Origin of the sequence: Bradyrhizobium sp. (assembly GCF_030697065.1) — a bacterium.
Taxonomy (GTDB): domain Bacteria; phylum Pseudomonadota; class Alphaproteobacteria; order Rhizobiales; family Xanthobacteraceae; genus Bradyrhizobium.
Map to the genome: position 1 here is coordinate 1 of NZ_JAUYQU010000261.1, position 17899 is coordinate 17899.

Below are 17899 nucleotides of genomic sequence, written 5' to 3' on the forward strand. Positions count from 1 at the left end.
TGCTGGTGCGACCCGGCGACTATGTCTTTCCGGGCGCGCCGATCGCGCTGATGCTGCCGCCGGTCGAGGGCGCCGACATTGCGGTCCGCGATGCCACGGCGCTCGGACCCCAGCGCGCGGGTTCGTCCGATCTGCGCTTCGCCGTTCGCCAGCTTGTCGAAGTCGCGGTGAGGGCCTTGTCACCGGGAATCAACGATCCGCATACTGCGGTCAGCGTGCTGGACCGGCTCGGAGCGGTACTGTGTGAAATGAAGCCGCTGTATCTGCCGACCGGGGCCCGGTTTGCGCAGGAACGCCCGGTCCTGGTCGTCCCGCACATTCAGTACGATCAACTGCTCAACGCCATGTTTCACATGATCCGTCAGAACGCCGCGGGCAACGTGGCAGTGCTGATGAAGCAGCTCGAGGTGCTGACGCATGTCGTCAGTTGCGAGCGGGATCGCGTACGCATGGCCGCTCTGAAGCGGCACGCCGATCTGGTCGTCGCTGATGCGGAGCGGGAAGTGTCCAACCCGGACGATCTGGACGACCTGCGCAGGCGGCATCGGGCCTTCGTGACCATGATGGTGGATGGCCCACTTGGCCAGTTCAGGGCCTCGTCGGACTGACCAACCTGTGCGCAGAGGACGGCGCAAACAGAATGCCCCGGTTTCCCGGGGCGTTCCGTCTCAGCCAATATCTGCTGAAAACCGCCGGTCGCTCAGGCGGCGGCCTTTTCGGCCGTGCCGTCGACGACCTGCGGGGCAACGGCGTTCACCGAGGCGATCGGAATGCTGCGCGGCTTCTTGGCCTCGGGAATCTCTCGCACGAGATCGACGTGGAGCAGGCCGTTTTCCAGCGAGGCGTTCTTCACCTGCACGAAATCGGCAAGCTGGAAGGCCCGTTCGAAAGCCCGGGCCGCGATGCCGCGATACAGCACTTCGGCCTTGCTGCCGTTCTCATTGGCGGATTTTTCGCCCTTGATCGTCAGGGTGTTTTCCTTGGCGACGATCGAAAGCTCGCCCTGCGAGAAGCCGGAGACCGCGACCGAGATGCGATAGGTGGTCTCGCCGGTGCGCTCGATGTTGTAGGGCGGATAGCCGGGGCTGCCGTCGGAGGCCGCCTGGTCGAGCAACGAAAAGAAGCGGTCGAAGCCGACGGTGGAACGATAAAACGGGGTAAGATCGTAGCTGCGCATAGGGTAGTCCTCCATTGAGCGACTGTTGAAGTCCCGCCCGCCATCGGGCCGGGCTTTGTCCGTGCAGCCCCGATGATCGGTTTCCCGAAACACTGGTAGCGGCCTGCACGAAGGTGATATGGGAGGGCGCGATGGGCGTTCAAGAAGCGGGGATCTGCCGTTTTTTCGCGTCCCGCCCTTGATTTCCAACGCCCTTTACCTAGCCGGTCCCCCCTCCATGACGCTGGTTTCGATCCCTGCCAATCCGGTGCCGGAAAACTTCGTCACCGGGACCATCAAGACGCCGGACGGCGCCGAACTGCGCTTCGCGCGCTGGGCCCCCCCGGCGGGCCGCAAGGGCACGGTGTGCGTCTTCACCGGCCGCAGCGAGCAGATCGAAAAATACTTCGAGACGGTGCGCGACCTGCGCGACCGCGGCTTTGCGGTGGCGATGATCGACTGGCGCGGGCAGGGCCATTCGTCGCGGCGGCTGCGCGATCCGCGCAAGGGCTATGTGCGCGACTTCGCCGATTTCGAGACCGACGTCGAAACCTTCGTGCAGCAGGTGGTGCTGCCGGATTGCCCGCCGCCTTATTTCGCGCTGGCGCATTCGATGGGCGGCGCGGTGATGCTGCGGATCGCGCATGCCGGCAAGCGCTGGTTCGACCGTATGGTGCTGTCGGCGCCGATGATCGATCTGCCCGGACGCGCCACCTCGCTGGCCGCCGTGGCACTGCTGCGGGCGCTGCGGCTGACCGGGCAGGGCGGCCGCTACATCCCCGGCGGCAGCGACGCGCTGACCGGCTCGGAATCCTTCATCAACAATCCCTTCACCAGCGATCCCGTGCGTTTTGCGCGCAACGCCGCCATCCTGGAGGAGGACCCGACGCTCGGCATCGGCTCGCCGACAGTGGCCTGGGCCGACACCGCCATCCGCACCATGCGCGGCTTTCGCGCGGTCAATTATCCGCTGCAGATTCGTCAGCCGATCCTGATGCTGGCCGCCTCCAGCGACACCATCGTCTCGACCGCGGCGATCGAGGAGTTCGCCTATCACCTGCGCGCCGGCTCGCATCTGGTGATCGCCGGCTCGCGACACGAGATCCTGCAGGAACAGGACCGCTACCGCGCGCAGTTCTGGGCCGCGTTCGACGCCTTCGTGCCGGGCACGCCGCTGTTCAAGTGAAGGCGACAGCGCGAAGCAATCTCGGCGTCATTCTTGCGCTAGGCACCACGCAGACCATCGCCTGGGCGTCGAGTTACTACCTGCCCGCCATTCTGGCGGCGCCGATCGCCCGCGATCTCGACGTGACGCAGACCCTGGTGTTCGGGGCGCTCTCCTTCGCCCTCATTATTTCGGGAATTCTGGGGCCGCGCATCGGGCATACCATCGACAGGGTCGGCGGCCGCGGCATGCTCGCGGTTTCCAACGGCGTGCTGGCGCTCGGCCTTGGCCTGCTTTCGTTCGCGACCGGCCCGCGGCTGCTGTTTGCGGCATGGATCGTGATCGGCGTCGGCATGGGCATGGGCCTGTACGAAGCGGCCTTCGCCACCCTGACGCGGATCTACGGAATGGCGGCGCGCAAGCCGATTACGGGCATCACCCTGATCGCCGGGTTCGCCAGCACCGTTGGCTGGCCTCTGACGGCCTGGCTCGAGGCCCGCTACGGCTGGCGCGCCACCTGCCAGTGCTGGGCCTTGATCCATTTATTGCTGGCGCTGCCGCTCAATCTCACGCTGCCGCGCGCGACCGCGCCGGTTCCGGTCAGCGAGACGCCGATCGCACCGCGTACCGCGCGCGAAACGTCCCTGATCACGATCGCGCTGGCCTATGTCTTCGCCGCCACCGCCTTCGTCAGTTCCGGGATTTCGGCGCTATTGCCGACCATGCTGACGCAGTTCGGCGCCACGCCGGCCACCGCGCTGCTGGCGGGCGCGCTAATCGGGCCCGCCCAGGTGGCCGCCCGTCTGCTCGAGGCCGGATGGCTGAGCCGTTATCATCCGCTGGTCTCGTCGAGGCTGGCGACACTGATGAATCCCCTTGGAGTGCTCGCGCTCCTGATCGGCGGCCCGGTGGTCGCGCCGCTGTTCGCAGTGCTTTATGGCGCGGGCAACGGCATTCTCACCATCGCGCGCGGCACGCTGCCGCTGGCCTTGTTCGGCCCCGAGGGGTTCGGCAAGCGGGTCGGGCTGCTTTCGCTGCCGGCGCGCGCCACCGGCGCCATAGCTCCGCTGGCGATCGGGCTGATGACCGAATATTTCGGTACCGGCGCGCTCTGGTTCTGCGGGCTTGCCTCGCTCTCGGCGTTCGCAGTCCTGATGTTGCTGAAGACAGGTCGCAAATTGGCGCGATAGTCTCCAGGCGCCATTCGTCCGAATCGGTCGATGGCGCCGGTACGGGCCGTTTTGTGTCGCGTGAAAAGGTGGGGCAGTGACAACTTTCGCTCAGCCCAAAAATGCCCTAGCCTGACGCCTTCTCGCTCCATGAGTCGTGACCATGCGATTCCGCGTCAGAAAATTCGCCCATGTACTGGAACGCACCGGCCTTGCGATGGCCGGGGCTGCCGCCGGCCTGTTTGTCGCCGCCCATGTCGGCACCAGCTTTGCGGTGCTCACCTCCCAGGGCTTTCTGATCATCATGATGATCACCGGCGCGGTCGGGTTCTATCTCGGAATCGACACACCCCAATTGCCGTTCAGGCAACCCCATGATGAGTCCGCCGACGGCGTTTCCGGAAAGATCGATGCCGCGGAGCTGCTGAGCGCCGTCGGCACCTTTCTCGCGGCGCTGACCGCCTTCGTCTCGGTCGGCGTGATTGTACTGCGGGCCGATCTGCATCTGCTCTTGACGTCGATGGTGATGGCCGGGTGGCTCGCCGGGGTGACCATGCAGATCGTCGCCGGGGCCATCGCACGGCTGCGCGCCAGATAGGCGACCATTCCGGATCGTTCAGTCCGGCGCATGCAGATTGGAATCCCGCCAGTCTTCCGAGCGGGCGCTCGCCTGGTGGTCGCGCGCCTTTTTCAGGTGGTGTTTCCTGGCGGCTCCGGGTGGAAGCTTGTCGGCCTTGTCGGTTTCGATGATGGCGAGGCGGCGGCTTTCGTCGGCGTCGGGCATTGGCTTCATGACACACCTCCGATTTTTCAGATCGGATAATGCGCATTATTCGAATCGGTTCCCATGTCGGAAACCGGGCAAACGGCGTTGTGCGCGACCGTCGCCGGTTCTAGGTTATGCTGTCCATCCGGACACGAACGAGTCTGATAGAACCATGCTCGGCATTCAGGAATTCTGGCTCTTCATCGTCTCCGGCCTGTTGCTCAACATCACGCCGGGCCCGGACACCGCCTATATCATCGGCCGCAGCGTGCAGATCGGGTGGCGCGGCGGTGCGGCGGCGGCGCTCGGCATCTGCACCGGCTGCCTGGTGCACGTGTTTGCCGCGGCGATCGGCCTGTCGGCGTTATTGGCGGCATCGTCGGTGGCGTTCACGGCGGTGAAATGGGCGGGAGCTGCCTATCTCTGCTTCATCGGCATCCAGTTGCTGCTGTCGCGGCCGGGCGCGATGGCATCGGCCGATGCGGCGGCAACCGGTGACGCGATCCCGCTGCGCCAGGTGTTCTGGCAGGGCGCGCTGACCAATGTGCTGAACCCGAAAGTGGCGCTGTTCTTTCTCGCCTTCCTGCCGCAATTCGTCGCCGCGGATTCGCCGCACAAGTCCGCCGCCTTCGTGATGCTCGGCCTGATTTTCATTTTCAACGGCATGCTGTGGTGCCTCGGCGTGGCTGCGTTCGCGGCATCCGCCGCCCGCAGCATTCGGCAATCCGGCCAGGCCCTGCTCTGGGTCAATCGCGCGCTGGGCGGACTATTCATCTATCTCGGCCTCCGCGTCGCCATGCTCCAGACGCGGTGAATTCAGCAGTCGGCGGCGCGCTGTGCGACGACGACACGAGCGTGCGGCGCCATCGAATCGGCATCGATCAGATATTGAGCCCGAGAACGCTCGAGGGTTCAGTCGGAATGCCGACGGGAGCATCATCGCAGAATATTGAAGGCCGTACTGCCCACGAGATAGAGACCGAGCAGGATCATCGCGATCAGAAACCAGCGGCGAAACGCTTCCGGCTGCATCCGCGAGCGCACCGCCTGGCCGATGAACATGCCGGCGAAGGCCGCCGCCATCGCTACCGCGCCCGGCAGTGCGGTCGCGGCGGTCAACAGCCCCGCTGCGGTGAGGTTGAAGGCCAGCGCCACCGTCGCGACGGTGAAGAACACTCCGAGCGCCTGCACCAGCTCGTCTTTTTCCATGCCGATCGCCTGCATGAACGGCATCGACGGGATCACCTGCACGCCGGTGGCGGCGGAAACCATGCCGGTGACGACGCCGACGATGCCGCCGACCCATGCCTCGTTGCGGCGCGCGACGTGGAACGTGAATCTGTTGAGCCCGATGATCGCATAGATCACCAGCAGCACGCCGAGCGCGATGGTGCCGTAGCGCGCATAGGGGCCGGTCAGCATGTCCGCGTTCAGCCAGATCCCGATCACCGTCCCCACCATCAGCGGCCACAGCCGGCGGATGATGTCGCGCAGATAGGGGCCGACGAAGGTCTGCCAGATATTGGTGATGATGGCCGGCACGATCACGATGGCGAGCGCCTGCGAAGGTGGCATCGTCACCGCCAGCAGGCCCATCGACACTGTCGGCAGTCCGAGCCCGATCACCCCCTTGACGAATCCGGCGAGCAGGAAGGCGGCGGCGATGAGAAGCAACAGCGGTTCGAACATCGGCTCACATTGACCGATCGAGGCTGCCGGCACAATCTGGAGCTTGCAGAGCCAGCCTTCGGACGAGGCGAAGGCTGAAACCGCTGCCGTCATTCCGGGGCGATCCGAAGCGTCGACCCCGGAATCTCGAGACGACCATAAAGCCCTTACCTCCAGCGAAGCAGTTCGTGAGCGGCGGCGAGCTTGATGGATTGGGGTGCGGTGCCGCTAGCTGTTGAGCAACTTGATTGCTGCTTCGTGGACGCGCGGATCGCCGGCGGCGACGATGCGGCCGCCGCTCTGGGCGGGCTTGCCGTCCCAGGTGGTGACGACGCCGCCGGCGCCGGTGATGATCGGGATCAATGCCGCGATGTCGTAGGGCTTCAGCTCGGTCTCGACGACGAGATCGAGGTGGCCGGCGGCCAGCATGCAATAGGAATAGCAATCGCCGCCGTATCGGGTCAGCCGCGCCGCGGCTTCGACGCGGCCGAAGGCGGCGCGGTCGGCGGTGTTCATCAGCAGGGGACTGGTCGTGAACGCGGTCGCCTCGCCGAGCGAGGCGCAGCGCCGGACCGCCAGTTTCCGCTCGCCCAGCGGTCCCTGATAGGTCGCCGAGCCGCTGTCGCCGTAAAAGCGCTCGCGGATGAACGGCTGGTGCATCATCCCGAATACCGGCGTGCCCTTGTGCAACAGTGCGATCAGGGTGCCCCAGATCGGAAACCCCGCGATGAAGGATTTGGTGCCGTCGATGGGATCGAGTACCCAGACATATTCGGCGTTCTCGTTCTCGCTGCCGAACTCCTCGCCGACGATGCCGTGCTTGGGAAAATTGCCCTTGATCAGCCGCCGCATCACCGCTTCGGCGGCGCGGTCGGCCTCGGTCACCGGGTCGAAATCGTGGCTGCTCTTGTTGTCGATCGACAGCGATGTCCGGAAGAACGGCAGGATGGTTTCGCCCGACGTTGTCGCGAGGCGGCCAATGAAGGCGGTAAAATCGATGACCGTCATGCGGATCCTTCATGGGCGGGTGGAGGGATGCCTTGAGGCCCTTGCCTAGCCCAATCCCGCGATCCGCGCACCGGCGACGCGACATTATACAAGGAGGCCCGAACGGATGCCTTTTTGGACAGAGATCCGAGGGCGATGTTTTTTTCAGCTTCGGATCAGCCTTCGTAAAGGTCAATTTTCCGATGACAACGCCGATCACGAATTCGCGAGGGAAAGAGACACCTCTCGCAAGTCGCGGCTGGTCGATCGCCGTAAAGCGCCGAAGCCTCTGAAATATCGTGGAAAAAGGCTTGGTCCGGGTTGCCCTCTTCGCAGTGCAGCCATGTGATTTATGCACCGCAAATGAGTCGAAAACCCTTGCGCTTTGTGCAGCGCGGTCGCATATTGTTGCGGTGCGGTAGCGCCTCGCGCTATCGCTGCCCTCCTTGGGCGTTTCCTCCCTAGACTTGGGCCGCTTGTTCATTCAAGCGGCCCTTTTTTCTTTTGGAGAGCTGTCATTCCGGGATGGTCCGAAGGACCAGACCCGGAATCTCGAGATTCCGGGTTCGCTCGCTTTGCGCGCGCCCCGGAATGACGGTTGGCAGATGCCTACTCCGCTGCGGCCTGGAATGGTCCGAGATCGCCCAGCGGAACCGCGGCCAGCGCATCCGCCAGCGCCGCGAAATCCGCGGTCACCCGCTGGAACCTGGCGCTGCGTTCGCGCCGCCGTTCGTCCATGTAGATCGCCCGGTTCAGTTCGAGCTGGATGGCGTGCAGTCCGGATGCCGGATTGCCGTAATGCTCGGTGATGAATCCGCCGGCATAGGGCTTGTTGCGTCCGACCGAATAGCCCAGCGCGGTCATGGTTTCCTCGACCAGGTCCGGCAGCAGGGCCGCGCAGCTGGTGCCGTAGCGGTCGCCGATCACCATGTCCGGCCGCCGCGGCTCGTCGCGCGATACGCCGACCGAGGGCATCGAATGGCAATCCACCAGGATCACGGTGCCGAAGGTCTGGTGCGCCTTGTTGATGAGCCGGCGCAGCGCGCGGTGATACGGCTTGTACAGCGTCTCGATCCGCGCCAGCCCGTCATCGACGGAAAGCCGCTCGCGGTAGATTTCCTGGCCGTCGCCGACCACCCGCGGGATGGTGCCGAGGCCGCCGGCCACCCGCATGGAGCGGGTATTGGCAAAGCTCGGCAGCCTTCCTGCAAACATCCTTGGATCGAGTTCGTAGGGCTCGCGGTTGACGTCGACATAGGAGCGGGGAAAGTTGACCCTGACCGTCGGAAAGCCGCGGCCGCTCAAATCCGCGATCAATTCGTCCATGAACGAATCTTCGGAGCGGCGCAGCGCGACCACGTCGATCCGTGACGCGTCGAGGAATTCGCGCGGATAGACCGAGCCGGAATGCGGGGAATTGAAGATGATCGGCGCCCGCCATTCGGCCGGCTCCACGATCTCGAACGGAGGCGACAGTTCGCCATCAAACTGGGGCATCGTCGGGCGCCGTCCCTGCAAGCCGCTGCTCTGGATGCGTCGATTCCGCCAGAAAAACGGTGTTCTTATGGGAGGCATTGTCGGTAATCACAACTGTTCTGCCAAGCGAAAAAAGTTTGAAACGCCCTGGAACGCATCTCGGGCGCCGAAAACCCCCGGCTTCATTGCGTTGAGAGGCATTTCGCTACAGAAATAGCGCCGCCGCCGCCCGACCGCGCACCGCCCTTTAACGCAAATTTACCCTCTGTCGGGCTTAGTGGGCGGATTGATCCTCTTAACCGGATTCGACGACCCATCCCCATGCACAAAATCCTCCTCGCCGAAGACGACAACGATATGCGCCGCTTCCTGGTCAAGGCGCTGGAAAACGCCGGTTTTCAGGTTTCGTCCCACGACAACGGCATGTCGGCCTATCAGCGGCTGCGCGAGGAGCCGTTCGAGATGCTGCTCACCGATATCGTGATGCCCGAGATGGACGGCATCGAGCTGGCGCGCCGCGCCTCTGAACTCGATCCTGACATCAAGATCATGTTCATCACCGGCTTTGCCGCCGTGGCGCTCAATTCCGATTCGGAAGCGCCGAAAAACGCCAAGGTGCTCTCGAAGCCGGTTCACCTTCGCGAATTGGTCAGCGAAGTGAACAAGATGCTGGCGGCCTGATTCGGCCGCCCTATCCGGGGCCAGCGTGCTTGCCTGCCCGCGTTGGAGCCGATATACGGACCCCACCCGTACAGATGACCCTTAAGTGGGGCGCGTAGCTCAGCGGGAGAGCACCTCGTTGACATCGAGGGGGTCACAGGTTCGATCCCTGTCGCGCCCACCATTTCACCCATCCAAACGCTGAAATCGAAACGCCGTCCCGGTCGGGGCGGTTGCGGGAGGATTGGCTTGATCCCGCGTGCCGAGCCGGCGGTTCGCCTGGCCTCAGCTGGCCAGGGCCATTTCGGCTTGCCGGTCGGGAAGCGCCGTCAGGAAGGGCAAGAACTCGCCGCCCGATGGCACCGCTTCATCCTTCACGATGATCGTGACGTTCCATCCCTCGCTGGCCCATACGCGAGCCTTGGCAATCGCCATCAGCGAGCTGTTGCGCTGCATGGTCACGGTCTCGCTGTCTCTCTTCGCCACGATTTCAAACGCCATGTGACTCCCCGATCTATTGCACGGGGAAAGGTGTGGTTCAGGCGTTTGACTGCAATTCGCCGTCATGGTGTCGATTTGGCGGCGAGGCTGGATCCAAATCGGGCAGCTGCCGGCAACGACAATCGGTCCGTGAGTTCAGGCCTGCGCGGCGATCCGGCGCGGCGTCTCGTGCACCACCATTTTCCCCAACGGGCAGACTTGCGCCTTGATCTGCTCGGCGACTTCGCGCGGGTCCATGTCCGGATTGCACAGCAGGATATCGACCAGCAGCAGGTGAAACTCCGGCCACGTCGTCAGCACGATATGCGACTCGCCGAGAAAGATCGCGATGGTCAGACCGTGCGGAACGTATCGGACTTCGTACTCGCCGACGATGGTGGCGCCGACCGACTTCGCCGCGGCCTTGGCGGCTTCGGCGAGCGCTGCCGCGTCGTCGATGATCCCGGGACACTCGTACAGTTCCGCGAGGATATGGGTCATCAGCATCGTCGCGCTCCTTCGGTCCGGACCGATCCGAATGCTGGCCCAACTCGCATTTGATGCGGGTGTGTGCTAGTTAGCCGAATTGCCAACGAGATCAAGAAGTAATGGCCGCGACGCCGATTCTGGAGCTGATTGCGCAGGCGACGCGTTTGCGCGAGGGATCCGCCGGCGTCGAGGCCCTGCTGCGCGCGGTCTACCGCGCCGGCTCGCTGCGCCTGCAGGATGCCGCGCGCGAGGCGCGGCTGCCGCTGCCGGTGGCGAGCGCGGTACGGCGCGAGCTGGAAAAGGCCGGATTGCTCGAACGCAGGCAGGGCCTGACACTGACCGGCGAGGGCCGCGAATTCGTCGAGCGCGACCTCGGCATGCGAACCCAGCTCGACATCATTTGCGAGGCCTGCGCCGGACATGGCATCGTCATCCCGGAGTCCCTCAAGGCCGAGGTCGAGCGGCTGGCGGAAATCATCACCTCCGCGCCGTCGGTGGACGTCACGCTCGACCAGGCGCCCTGCATGCCCGAAACCGCGATGCGCCGCGCGCTGTTGATGCTGCAGAACGGTGCGCTCGAGGGCAAGCGCGTGCTGCTGCTCGGCGACGACGATTCGGTTTCGCTCGCGATCGGCCTGCTCGGCCGCGCGCTGCGCCAGAACGACCTCACCAGGGGCGTTACCGTCGTCGATGCCGACGAGCGGCGCCTCTCGTTCCTGCGCGACACCGCCACGCGCGAACAATTGTCGCTCGAGGTCGTCCATCACGATCTACGCCGGCCGTTGCCGGCAAACCTGCGCCATGCGTTCGACACGATCGAGACCGATCCGCCCTATACGCTGGAGGGCGCGCGGCTGTTTCTGGCCCGCGGTTGCGAAGCGCTGACGCCAGAGGCCGACGGTCATTGTTTCTTCTCGTTCACGCACTGGCCGGCGTCGCAGATGCTCGAACTGCAGAAGGTGTTCACCGGGCTCGGGCTGGCGGTGCGGGCGGTGTGGCCGAATTTCAACCGCTACGCCGGCGCCAGCATGCTCGGCAATCTCGGCCAGCTGATCGAACTCGTTCATGTCGCAGGTGCCGCCGCCGAGTTGCCCGATTTCAGCGGCCCGCTCTATACCGCCGAGGTCAATCCGCGGCTGCGCGTCTATGCCTGCGCCGATTGCGGCAAGGAGATCGTGCTCGGCGAGGGCGGAACTCCGGCCACCATCGAAGACGCCAAGGTTTTGGGATGCAGCGCCTGCGGCGGGCATGTGTTCCGCCGGCAGTCGGTTCGTCCGTCATGAAGCGCACGCCCGTCGCCGCTCGAGCGTGGCGTCGGCGTGTTATGGATATCACTCTCATGGAACCAGAAAATGTCTGACAAGCCAAGCTTTCGCCTGCGTCCCCTCGAGGAGAAGGATCTCGAGACCGTCGCGGTGTTCGAAGGGGAGATTGCAAAAATCTCGTTTCCCGAGGACCCGATCACCGACACCAATTTCTACGTCAAGAAGCTGAAGCAGCTGATGGCCAACAAGGACGCCGCCGCGTTCGTCGCGGAGAGCGGCGGCGAAGTGGTCGGCTGGGCCAATGTCAGCCAGCGGCAGAATTTCATCACCAAGGAAAAATACGCCGACTTCCACAGTATCTACGTCGCCCCGTCGCAGCGCGGTGGCGGCGTGGTGGCGGCGCTGGTGGAGGCGGTGTTCGACCATTGCCGGCAGCGAAACATGGGCAAGGTCGTGTTCCGCACCCGCGCCGACAACGAGCGCATGAAGTCGGTGCTGGCCCGGGTCGGCTTCGTGCCGACGCAGATCTATTACGAGAAGACGTTCGGCAAGGAAAAGGGCGGGGATTAGGGCGCTGCTCTTACTCCCCTCCCTCCACGCGCCCTTGCGCGTGGCGGGGAGGGGTCGGGGGTGGGGGGTGTTTCCGCGCAGATCATTGCTAGCGGTGCGCGCCTACGACTCGCATTGCGTGCGCCGATAGACCCCCCACCCCCGACCCCTCCCCGCCGCTACGCGGGGGGAGGGGAGAAGAACAGTTCATCGCGCCGGCATCATGAACACGTCATAACGAACCGTCTTGCCGGTGATGGAATGCGACGGTTTTCGCAATCCCTCCAGCGCTGCCGCGCGCAGCGGCCATTTCAGCACCACGCGTTTGCAATCGGCCGCCAGCGCCGCCTGCATCAGCTCGAACGCGTCGGGATCGGTCCCGACCAGTTCGCGCAGCAGCCGCATCTCCTGCTTCACTTCCGCGCTGTTGGTGCGCGGCGGGTGCATCGGATCGACGATCACGGCATCGGCGCGCAGGCCGGGCAGCAGGTCCCGCGCGTCGCCCGATAGCAGCGTCATCCGCGCCACCACCGCGGCGAGTTCGGGGCTCTCGTCGCCGGCGCGCGCCAACGCGTCCTGCAACAGGTCATGCACCTCTCTGGAGCGCTCCAGCAGCGTGACCTGTGCGCCGAGGCAGGCGAGCATGAACGCATCACGGCCGAGTCCCGCGGTGGCGTCGACGATCGCGGGAACGGTGCCTTTGCCGAAGCCGGCGGCCCGCGCCAGCGCGTCCCTGCGCGAGGCCCCGGACCGGAATCGATAGCCGACGGGGCCGTTGACGAAATCGAACGCGGATTGCAGTTGGCTCGTGCTCAAGGATACGCAGTCCCGGTATGCCTGACCCTACGGGCTAACGGCATAGCAGCACGCTTAACAAACTCCCAACAATTTCACACAAGTTGCGCGCGCCGCTAACCTTCATAAGTTAGGTTAAATTCAGCGCGTGATTGCGGTCCGCGCGTGGCATTGTATGGATCATTGCATGTCCAATTCATTCCACACCGCCGACAAGGGGACGCACCGCCGGGTCATGCTGGTCGGCCTGATGTTCTGTGCCGCCTTTGTCGCATTCTCCTTTTTTGCCCGCGAGCAGCCCGCCAACACCTATGTTCTCCAGAAGGCCGACAAGCTGACCCGCACCGCCGGCTCACCGCCGCTCGCGAACTAAAGGCCGCGCACGTCCGCTGAATTCCCGCCAGCTCGTCAAGGCGCCGCGAGGCGGACCCCACGCTGCCGCGCCGCCAACCGGCGGACCGTTCGCACCACGATTTGCGCCGCATCGGACGGCGGACGGTGCGAACTCAGCGACATCCAGGTGGTCTGCAGTATCCTGGGCCGCAGAATAGGAATAGCGACCAGTTCGCCGGCCGCGATCTCCCGCGAAAACACCTCGCGCGGCGAGATGGTGGCGAGGTCGGAGGCGAGCAGCACGTCCCGGATCAGGGGCGTGGAGCCGGCTTCGAAGCGGATGTCGAGTTCGAAATGCTGCGAGGCCGCCAGGCCTGTCAGCACGCTGGTCAGGCTGTTGGGCCGCACCGGCAGCGCCAGGGGAATCTCGGCGAGCGACCGCACCGCCAGTTCGCGGCGGCGCGCCATCGGGTGATCTCGCCGGGCGATCAGATGAACGTCGGTGCGGGCAAGCGCTTCCGAATTGGCGACCGCACCGCGCCGGTAGCGATTATAGATCGCGATCTCGACCCGCCCCGAAGCCAGCCATTCCTCGACCTGGCCGCTATAGCCCTCCAGCGCGCGCAGCCGGATGCCCGGCGCGCTGCCGCGCAGTTCGGCGGCGAGCGAAGCGACCAGCCCGCGCGACGCCACCGGAACCGCCCCGAGCGTGACTTCGCCGTGCGGCTCGGCGCGCTCGCCGCGCGCGGCGTCGGTCCAGGCGGCGGCGTCCGCCACCAGCGCGCGGGCCCGCGGCAGCATGCGTTCGCCGAGTTCGGTCAGCACCACGCCACGCCCGGTGCGATGAAACAGCCGTCCGCCGATGTCGCGCTCCAGTGCCGAGATCTGGCGGCTCAGCGCCGATTGCGCGTTCGCCGTGATTGCCGCCGTCCGCGCATAGCTGCCGTTGGCCGCGACGTCGACGAAGGTCCTGAGTTGCTTGATGTCCATCGTTTTTCGAAATGTGATTTCTGCAATTCTGATTTATCTGAAGTGACCATATCGCACGACGGGGGCGGCGGCTAGGCTCGCGGAATGGCTGCTTCCTCCATTGCGATCCCCGCGCCCGCTCCGACCGGCCCCTTGGCGGGACTGCGGGTGCTCGACATCTCCACGGTCGTCGCCGGCCCGTTCGCCTCCGCCTTGCTCGGCGATCTCGGCGCCAACGTGCTGAAGGTGGAGATACCAGGCATCGGCGATGCGCTGCGCCGGCTGGCGCCGCACAAGGACGGCGTGCCGCTGTGGTGGAAGGTCACCAACCGCAACAAGAGGGGCATCACCCTCGACCTGCGCAAGCCGGACGGCAAGGCGCTGCTCGGCCGCCTCGTCGCGGAGCACGACGTGCTGGTCGAGAATTTCCGCACCGGGACGCTGGACGAATGGGGCATCACGCGGGGGTGGCTGCAGGAGATCAACCCGCGGCTGACCATCCTGCGCGTCACCGGGTTCGGCCAGACCGGACCCTATCGCAACACTCCCGGCTTTGCTCGCGTGTTCGAGGCGATGAGCGGCTTCACCCGGATGTGCGGCGAGGAGGGCGGCACGCCGCTGCATCTCGGCTATCCAATTTCGGACGCGGTCGGCGGCCTGTTCGGCGCGATCGGCGTGCTGGCCGATCTCTACCGGCTGAAGAGCGATCCCTCGCTGCGCGGCCAGGAGATCGATTGTTCGGTCACCGAGGCGATGATGCGCACGCTCGATTTCCTCGCCATCGAATATGACCAGCTCGGCACGGTGCGAACCCAGAGCGGCAACCGCAGCCAGTACGCCGCGCCCGGCAATATCTACGCGACCTCGGACGGCAAATGGGCCTCGATCGCAGCCTCGACGCAAAGCATCTTTGAGCGGTTCTGCGCGGCGCTCGAACTGACGCATCTGCTCGGCGATCCGCGTTTTGTCGATAATCCCGCGCGGGTGAAAAACTGGCAGGCGATCGACGCCATCGTGCGCGACGCCATCGCCCGCCTGACCCTGGACGATCTGCGCAGCCGCCTGCACGCGCATGAGGTCGGCTTCTCGCCGATCTATGATGCATCAGATATCTTTGCAGATCCGCACTTCATTGCGCGCCAAACCATCGTCAGCGTGGCCGACGACGAACTCGGCGATGTCAGGATGCAATGCGTGGTGCCGCGGTTTTCGGAAACCCCGGTGTCGGTACGCTGTGCCGGTCCGGCGCTTGGCCAGCACAATGACGAGACCTATGGCGCACTGGGATTGACGGCTGAGGAGATCGCGCGGCTGCGCGCCGCTCGAACGATCTAAAAAAACCAAGGGAGGGCACGACATGCGGGGCTTGCTGATTGTTGTCACGGCGCTGGTTCTGATCCTGACCGATGCGCGGTGTGCCAGTCTCACGCGCATCCTGGTCGGCTTCCCGCCGGGACAGGCGACCGACCTGATCGCGCGCCTGCTGGCCGAGCGGCTCGGACCGGCGCTCGGTGAAACCGTCATCGTGGAAAACCGCCCGGGGCAGGGCGGCAGCATCGCGCTGGCCTCGCTGGCGCAGTCGCCGGCGGACGGCCACACGGTGGTGCTGGCGCCGCTTGCCTCGCTGGTGGTCAATCCGCATCTGTACAAATCCATTGCCTACGATACCCGAAGGGATTTTGCGCCGGTGGCGCTGGTGGCCGATCTGCCGTTGCTGCTGGTGGTCAATCCGTCGCTGCCGGTCAATTCGGTTGCCGAACTGATCGCCTATGCCAAGGCCAACCCGGAGAAGCTCGCGCATCCTTCTTCGGGCAACGGCACGCTGTCGCATCTCGGCATGGAAGTGTTCAAGCAGCGCGCCGGCATCACCATCCTGCATGTGCCCTATCGCGGCAGCGTGCCGGCGATGACCGACCTGATGACCGGTATCGTCGGCGTCGCCATGGATACCGTCGCCGTCACCGAGCCGTTCATCCGCGGCGACAAGATGCGGCTGATTGCCAGCGCCTACGGCAAACGGGTGGCAGCCTTCCCCGATACCCCGACGGTGGCCGAGCAGGGCTTTGCGGAAGTCGATCTCTCGGCCTGGCTCGGGATCGTTGCATCCGCCGCGACGCCGAAGGCGCGGGTTGATCGGCTGGGAGCTGCGATCAACAAGATCATCCAGTCGCCCGAGATCGTCGCCAGGTTCACCGCTCTCGGCGCCATCCCGCGCTCGGAGGGACCGGCCGATTTCGGCGCGTTTCTCGCCAGCGAGGACGCACGCTGGAGCGCGGTGGTCAAGGCCTCGGGTCTGCGGATCGAATAGAGGCCCTCACCGCAACGCTGATGCCTCGGCAACGTTGCGCAGGCCGGCGAGCCGCATGATGGATTGCGCCGCCAGTTTTTGCGCGAGTTCCATACTGGCCTGGTCGTCAGCGCTGTCGGCTTCCTCCAGATAGATGTTGGACAGTTGTTCGGCGCGGCGCAGCGCGCGGCGCTTGATCGTCTCATGGTCTCCGGATGCCGGTTCGATGCCGGCCTGGTCGGATGGCGTCAGAAAGTTTGCCGGCAGGCGCGAAGGATCCATCGCCTGGAGCTGATCGCGTTGCGCCGGTGTCAATCCTTGCGACCATGCGACGATATCCCTCAGCAACAGGCTTTCCAGCAGCGCCGCCGACGCCGACTCATCGGACGCCGCCATCTCCCCGGTCGCCGTCTTGCGTTCTGCCCTCCATGCCCGCCGGCGCTCGCGGCGCCAGCGATTGCCGTCGGACAGCGCTTCCCGCGCCATATTTTCCGCCGTGAGCCGAACTTGCGGATTTTCGGCCAGCGCGATCACATAGGTCCAGAATACGAAAGCGCGCTGGCGCTGGCGGGCCGCGAGCGCCCACGCGGCGTAGGGCGTCGACAGGCTGGAATTGCCGATGTCGGCGATCTCGGCCGCGGCGACGAGATCGATCGGCGGCCAGCGCAGGTCGAAGCCATCGGGGCGCTTGCCGCAGGCGGCAAGGCAGGCCGCGGACAGGCTGTCGCAACGCTCGCGCTCGCGGGCCGAGAGTACCGAAAACACGGCGCGCACCGGCAGCAGGCGCTCATCGGGCTGCGTGGCCAGCGCGCCGTATCGCTGCGCGGCTTTCTGCGCCTGGTCGAACGCAATGGCATAGAGCTCGCCCAAGCTTGCCACCGGAGCGGGCGGCACGGCGGTCAGGAGCGGCTCTTTGCGCATATCGGGGGCTCTCTCTTGTAATAAGTTTGAACCAATCAGACTGCGACTTGTTTGATCCAGCGCAAGCAGCGATCCTGCGAGGTGCTCTAGGCTGCGTTTTCGATGCTTGCGCTCCAGAACAACGGCGTTCTGCTGACATCTGGATGAAGCAACTTGCGAAAACCCGTCAACATCTATGCCCTTTTGGGAACTCTGGCCGTTTTCGGCTGGTTTGCCATGCTTGGCGAGGCGTGGGCCGCTGGCCGTCTCAGTGAATACCTCGATAAGGCGGAGCCGGCAGAACTGGTAGCGGGCGCGAATCGGTTCGGACCGCCGCAGGGCGATCCCGCGATCGTGCCCGCGCTCAAGGACGATCAGCTGCTGGGCTTCGTCTACCTCAACTCCGACTTTGCCAATGCGACGGGTTATTCCGGCAAGCCGATCCAGCTGCTGGTCGGCATTACGCCGAAGGGCGTGGTGACCGGCCTCAAGATGGTCGAGCACAAGGAGCCGATCGTTCTCCTCGGCATTCCGGAAAAACGCGTTCTGGATGCCGTCAACAAGTTGATCGGCGCCGACATGGACCGCGTCGCGCGCAACATCGCGCGGGTGCAGGCGGCATGAGACGCGGCGGGGGTCGCCAACCGGCCGCACATCAAAACCCACAAGAGCCCATTTCTTGCGCAGCTTCAGGTCAAGGCCGGGGCGCGAGGCATCACCTGCCAGAAACTCGGCGAGGCCGAGGTCATGGCGGACGCCGGTCTCGACGACATCATGATCAGCTA

The 17899-nt window shown here is 65.0% G+C and carries 21 protein-coding genes, 1 tRNA gene and 2 pseudogenes; 14 read left to right on the plus strand and 10 right to left on the minus strand.

All coding sequences use genetic code 11. From position 1 onward, the window contains the following. Positions 1-608 (plus strand): DUF2254 family protein (locus Q8R73_RS20740; protein WP_305721418.1); only part of this gene is annotated, 608 nt, incomplete at its 5' end. A 92-nt stretch (positions 609-700) separates the two neighbouring features. Here Q8R73_RS20740 and Q8R73_RS20745 read toward each other — a convergent pair. Beyond that, positions 701-1177, minus strand: coding sequence for an Hsp20 family protein (locus Q8R73_RS20745; RefSeq protein ID WP_305721419.1), 477 nt, complete (start codon positions 1175-1177; stop codon positions 701-703). Positions 1178-1394: 217 nt separating this feature from the next. On the opposite strand from Q8R73_RS20745, the gene Q8R73_RS20750 reads away from it, so the two are divergent. The 3 genes from Q8R73_RS20750 to Q8R73_RS20760 all read left to right on the plus strand — a co-directional run bounded on the left by Q8R73_RS20750 (position 1395) and on the right by Q8R73_RS20760 (position 4088). Then, positions 1395-2342, plus strand: coding sequence for an alpha/beta hydrolase (locus tag Q8R73_RS20750; RefSeq protein ID WP_305721420.1), 948 nt, complete (start codon positions 1395-1397; stop codon positions 2340-2342). Then, positions 2339-3511, plus strand: a complete 1173-nt coding sequence (locus Q8R73_RS20755; RefSeq protein ID WP_305721421.1) for an MFS transporter — start codon at positions 2339-2341, stop codon at positions 3509-3511. Before Q8R73_RS20750 ends, Q8R73_RS20755 begins: the two co-directional genes overlap by 4 nt. Before the next feature lie 142 nt (positions 3512-3653). Continuing rightward, positions 3654-4088, plus strand: coding sequence for a hypothetical protein (locus Q8R73_RS20760; protein WP_305721422.1), 435 nt, complete (start codon positions 3654-3656; stop codon positions 4086-4088). A gap of 18 nt (positions 4089-4106) precedes the next feature. Here the strand turns inward: Q8R73_RS20760 and Q8R73_RS20765 are convergent, their stop codons facing one another. Beyond that, positions 4107-4283 carry a hypothetical protein gene (locus Q8R73_RS20765; protein WP_305721423.1) on the minus strand — a complete coding sequence of 59 codons (177 nt, stop codon included), beginning with the start codon at positions 4281-4283 and terminating at the stop codon, positions 4107-4109. Positions 4284-4428: 145 nt separating this feature from the next. Between Q8R73_RS20765 and Q8R73_RS20770 the strand changes: the two genes are divergently transcribed. After that, on the plus strand, positions 4429-5070 hold the full coding sequence (locus Q8R73_RS20770) for a LysE family translocator (protein WP_305721424.1): 642 nt from the start codon (positions 4429-4431) through the stop codon (positions 5068-5070). 122 nt (positions 5071-5192) lie between these two features. Here Q8R73_RS20770 and Q8R73_RS20775 read toward each other — a convergent pair whose 3' ends face one another. The 3 genes from Q8R73_RS20775 to Q8R73_RS20785 form a co-directional block, all read right to left on the minus strand. Beyond that, positions 5193-5945 (minus strand): sulfite exporter TauE/SafE family protein, encoded by a 753-nt coding sequence (locus Q8R73_RS20775; RefSeq protein ID WP_305721437.1) that lies wholly within the window; start codon positions 5943-5945, stop codon positions 5193-5195. Positions 5946-6152: 207 nt separating this feature from the next. Further along, complete coding sequence (hisN, locus tag Q8R73_RS20780) at positions 6153-6932, minus strand: histidinol-phosphatase (protein ID WP_305721425.1); 780 nt, start codon at positions 6930-6932, stop codon at positions 6153-6155. Between the two features lie 588 nt (positions 6933-7520). Then, on the minus strand, positions 7521-8408 hold the full coding sequence (locus Q8R73_RS20785; RefSeq protein WP_305721426.1) for an N-formylglutamate amidohydrolase: 888 nt from the start codon (positions 8406-8408) through the stop codon (positions 7521-7523). Positions 8409-8708: 300 nt separating this feature from the next. Between Q8R73_RS20785 and cpdR the strand changes: the two genes are divergently transcribed. Both cpdR and Q8R73_RS20795 read left to right on the plus strand, forming a co-directional pair. Then, positions 8709-9068 carry a cell cycle two-component system response regulator CpdR gene (cpdR, locus tag Q8R73_RS20790; protein WP_140976363.1) on the plus strand — a complete coding sequence of 120 codons (360 nt, stop codon included), beginning with the start codon at positions 8709-8711 and terminating at the stop codon, positions 9066-9068. Positions 9069-9156: 88 nt separating this feature from the next. After that, positions 9157-9231 (plus strand) — tRNA-Val (locus Q8R73_RS20795). 101 nt (positions 9232-9332) lie between these two features. On the opposite strand, the gene Q8R73_RS20800 is transcribed toward Q8R73_RS20795, so the two are convergent. Both Q8R73_RS20800 and Q8R73_RS20805 read right to left on the minus strand, forming a co-directional pair. Further along, complete coding sequence (locus Q8R73_RS20800) at positions 9333-9548, minus strand: hypothetical protein (RefSeq protein ID WP_305721427.1); 216 nt, start codon at positions 9546-9548, stop codon at positions 9333-9335. A gap of 135 nt (positions 9549-9683) precedes the next feature. Beyond that, positions 9684-10034, minus strand: a complete 351-nt coding sequence (locus tag Q8R73_RS20805) for an S-adenosylmethionine decarboxylase family protein (protein WP_305721428.1) — start codon at positions 10032-10034, stop codon at positions 9684-9686. A gap of 101 nt (positions 10035-10135) precedes the next feature. On the opposite strand from Q8R73_RS20805, the gene Q8R73_RS20810 reads away from it, so the two are divergent. Both Q8R73_RS20810 and Q8R73_RS20815 read left to right on the plus strand, forming a co-directional pair. Next, positions 10136-11299, plus strand: a complete 1164-nt coding sequence (locus Q8R73_RS20810) for a bis-aminopropyl spermidine synthase family protein (protein ID WP_305721429.1) — start codon at positions 10136-10138, stop codon at positions 11297-11299. Between the two features lie 69 nt (positions 11300-11368). Then, on the plus strand, positions 11369-11851 hold the full coding sequence (locus Q8R73_RS20815; protein WP_305721430.1) for a GNAT family N-acetyltransferase: 483 nt from the start codon (positions 11369-11371) through the stop codon (positions 11849-11851). A gap of 186 nt (positions 11852-12037) precedes the next feature. Here the strand turns inward: Q8R73_RS20815 and Q8R73_RS20820 are convergent, their stop codons facing one another. Then, positions 12038-12646 (minus strand): class I SAM-dependent methyltransferase, encoded by a 609-nt coding sequence (locus tag Q8R73_RS20820; protein WP_305721431.1) that lies wholly within the window; start codon positions 12644-12646, stop codon positions 12038-12040. 166 nt (positions 12647-12812) lie between these two features. On the opposite strand from Q8R73_RS20820, the gene Q8R73_RS20825 reads away from it, so the two are divergent. Continuing rightward, the gene (locus Q8R73_RS20825; RefSeq protein ID WP_305721432.1) at positions 12813-12998 is read left to right on the plus strand and encodes a hypothetical protein; all 186 of its coding nucleotides are present in this window, start codon (positions 12813-12815) and stop codon (positions 12996-12998) included. 35 nt (positions 12999-13033) lie between these two features. Here the strand turns inward: Q8R73_RS20825 and Q8R73_RS20830 are convergent, their stop codons facing one another. Then, on the minus strand, positions 13034-13948 hold the full coding sequence (locus Q8R73_RS20830) for a LysR family transcriptional regulator (RefSeq protein WP_305721433.1): 915 nt from the start codon (positions 13946-13948) through the stop codon (positions 13034-13036). A gap of 84 nt (positions 13949-14032) precedes the next feature. Here Q8R73_RS20830 and Q8R73_RS20835 point away from each other — a divergent pair, with 84 nt between their 5' ends. Then, positions 14033-15262, plus strand: a complete 1230-nt coding sequence (locus Q8R73_RS20835; RefSeq protein WP_305721434.1) for a CaiB/BaiF CoA-transferase family protein — start codon at positions 14033-14035, stop codon at positions 15260-15262. Between the two features lie 22 nt (positions 15263-15284). After that, positions 15285-16235, plus strand: a complete 951-nt coding sequence (locus tag Q8R73_RS20840) for a tripartite tricarboxylate transporter substrate binding protein (protein ID WP_305721435.1) — start codon at positions 15285-15287, stop codon at positions 16233-16235. Positions 16236-16241: 6 nt separating this feature from the next. Here the strand turns inward: Q8R73_RS20840 and Q8R73_RS20845 are convergent, their stop codons facing one another. Next, a complete protein-coding gene (locus Q8R73_RS20845) occupies positions 16242-17135 on the minus strand; it encodes a hypothetical protein (protein ID WP_305721436.1) in 894 nt (297 codons plus the stop codon). A 216-nt stretch (positions 17136-17351) separates the two neighbouring features. Here Q8R73_RS20845 and Q8R73_RS20850 point away from each other — a divergent pair. Beyond that, positions 17352-17720: pseudogene (locus Q8R73_RS20850) on the plus strand (4Fe-4S binding protein); the annotation flags it as partial. Then, positions 17694-17899, plus strand: a pseudogene (locus Q8R73_RS20855) (D-TA family PLP-dependent enzyme); the annotation flags it as partial. The pseudogenes Q8R73_RS20850 and Q8R73_RS20855, both read left to right, overlap by 27 nt.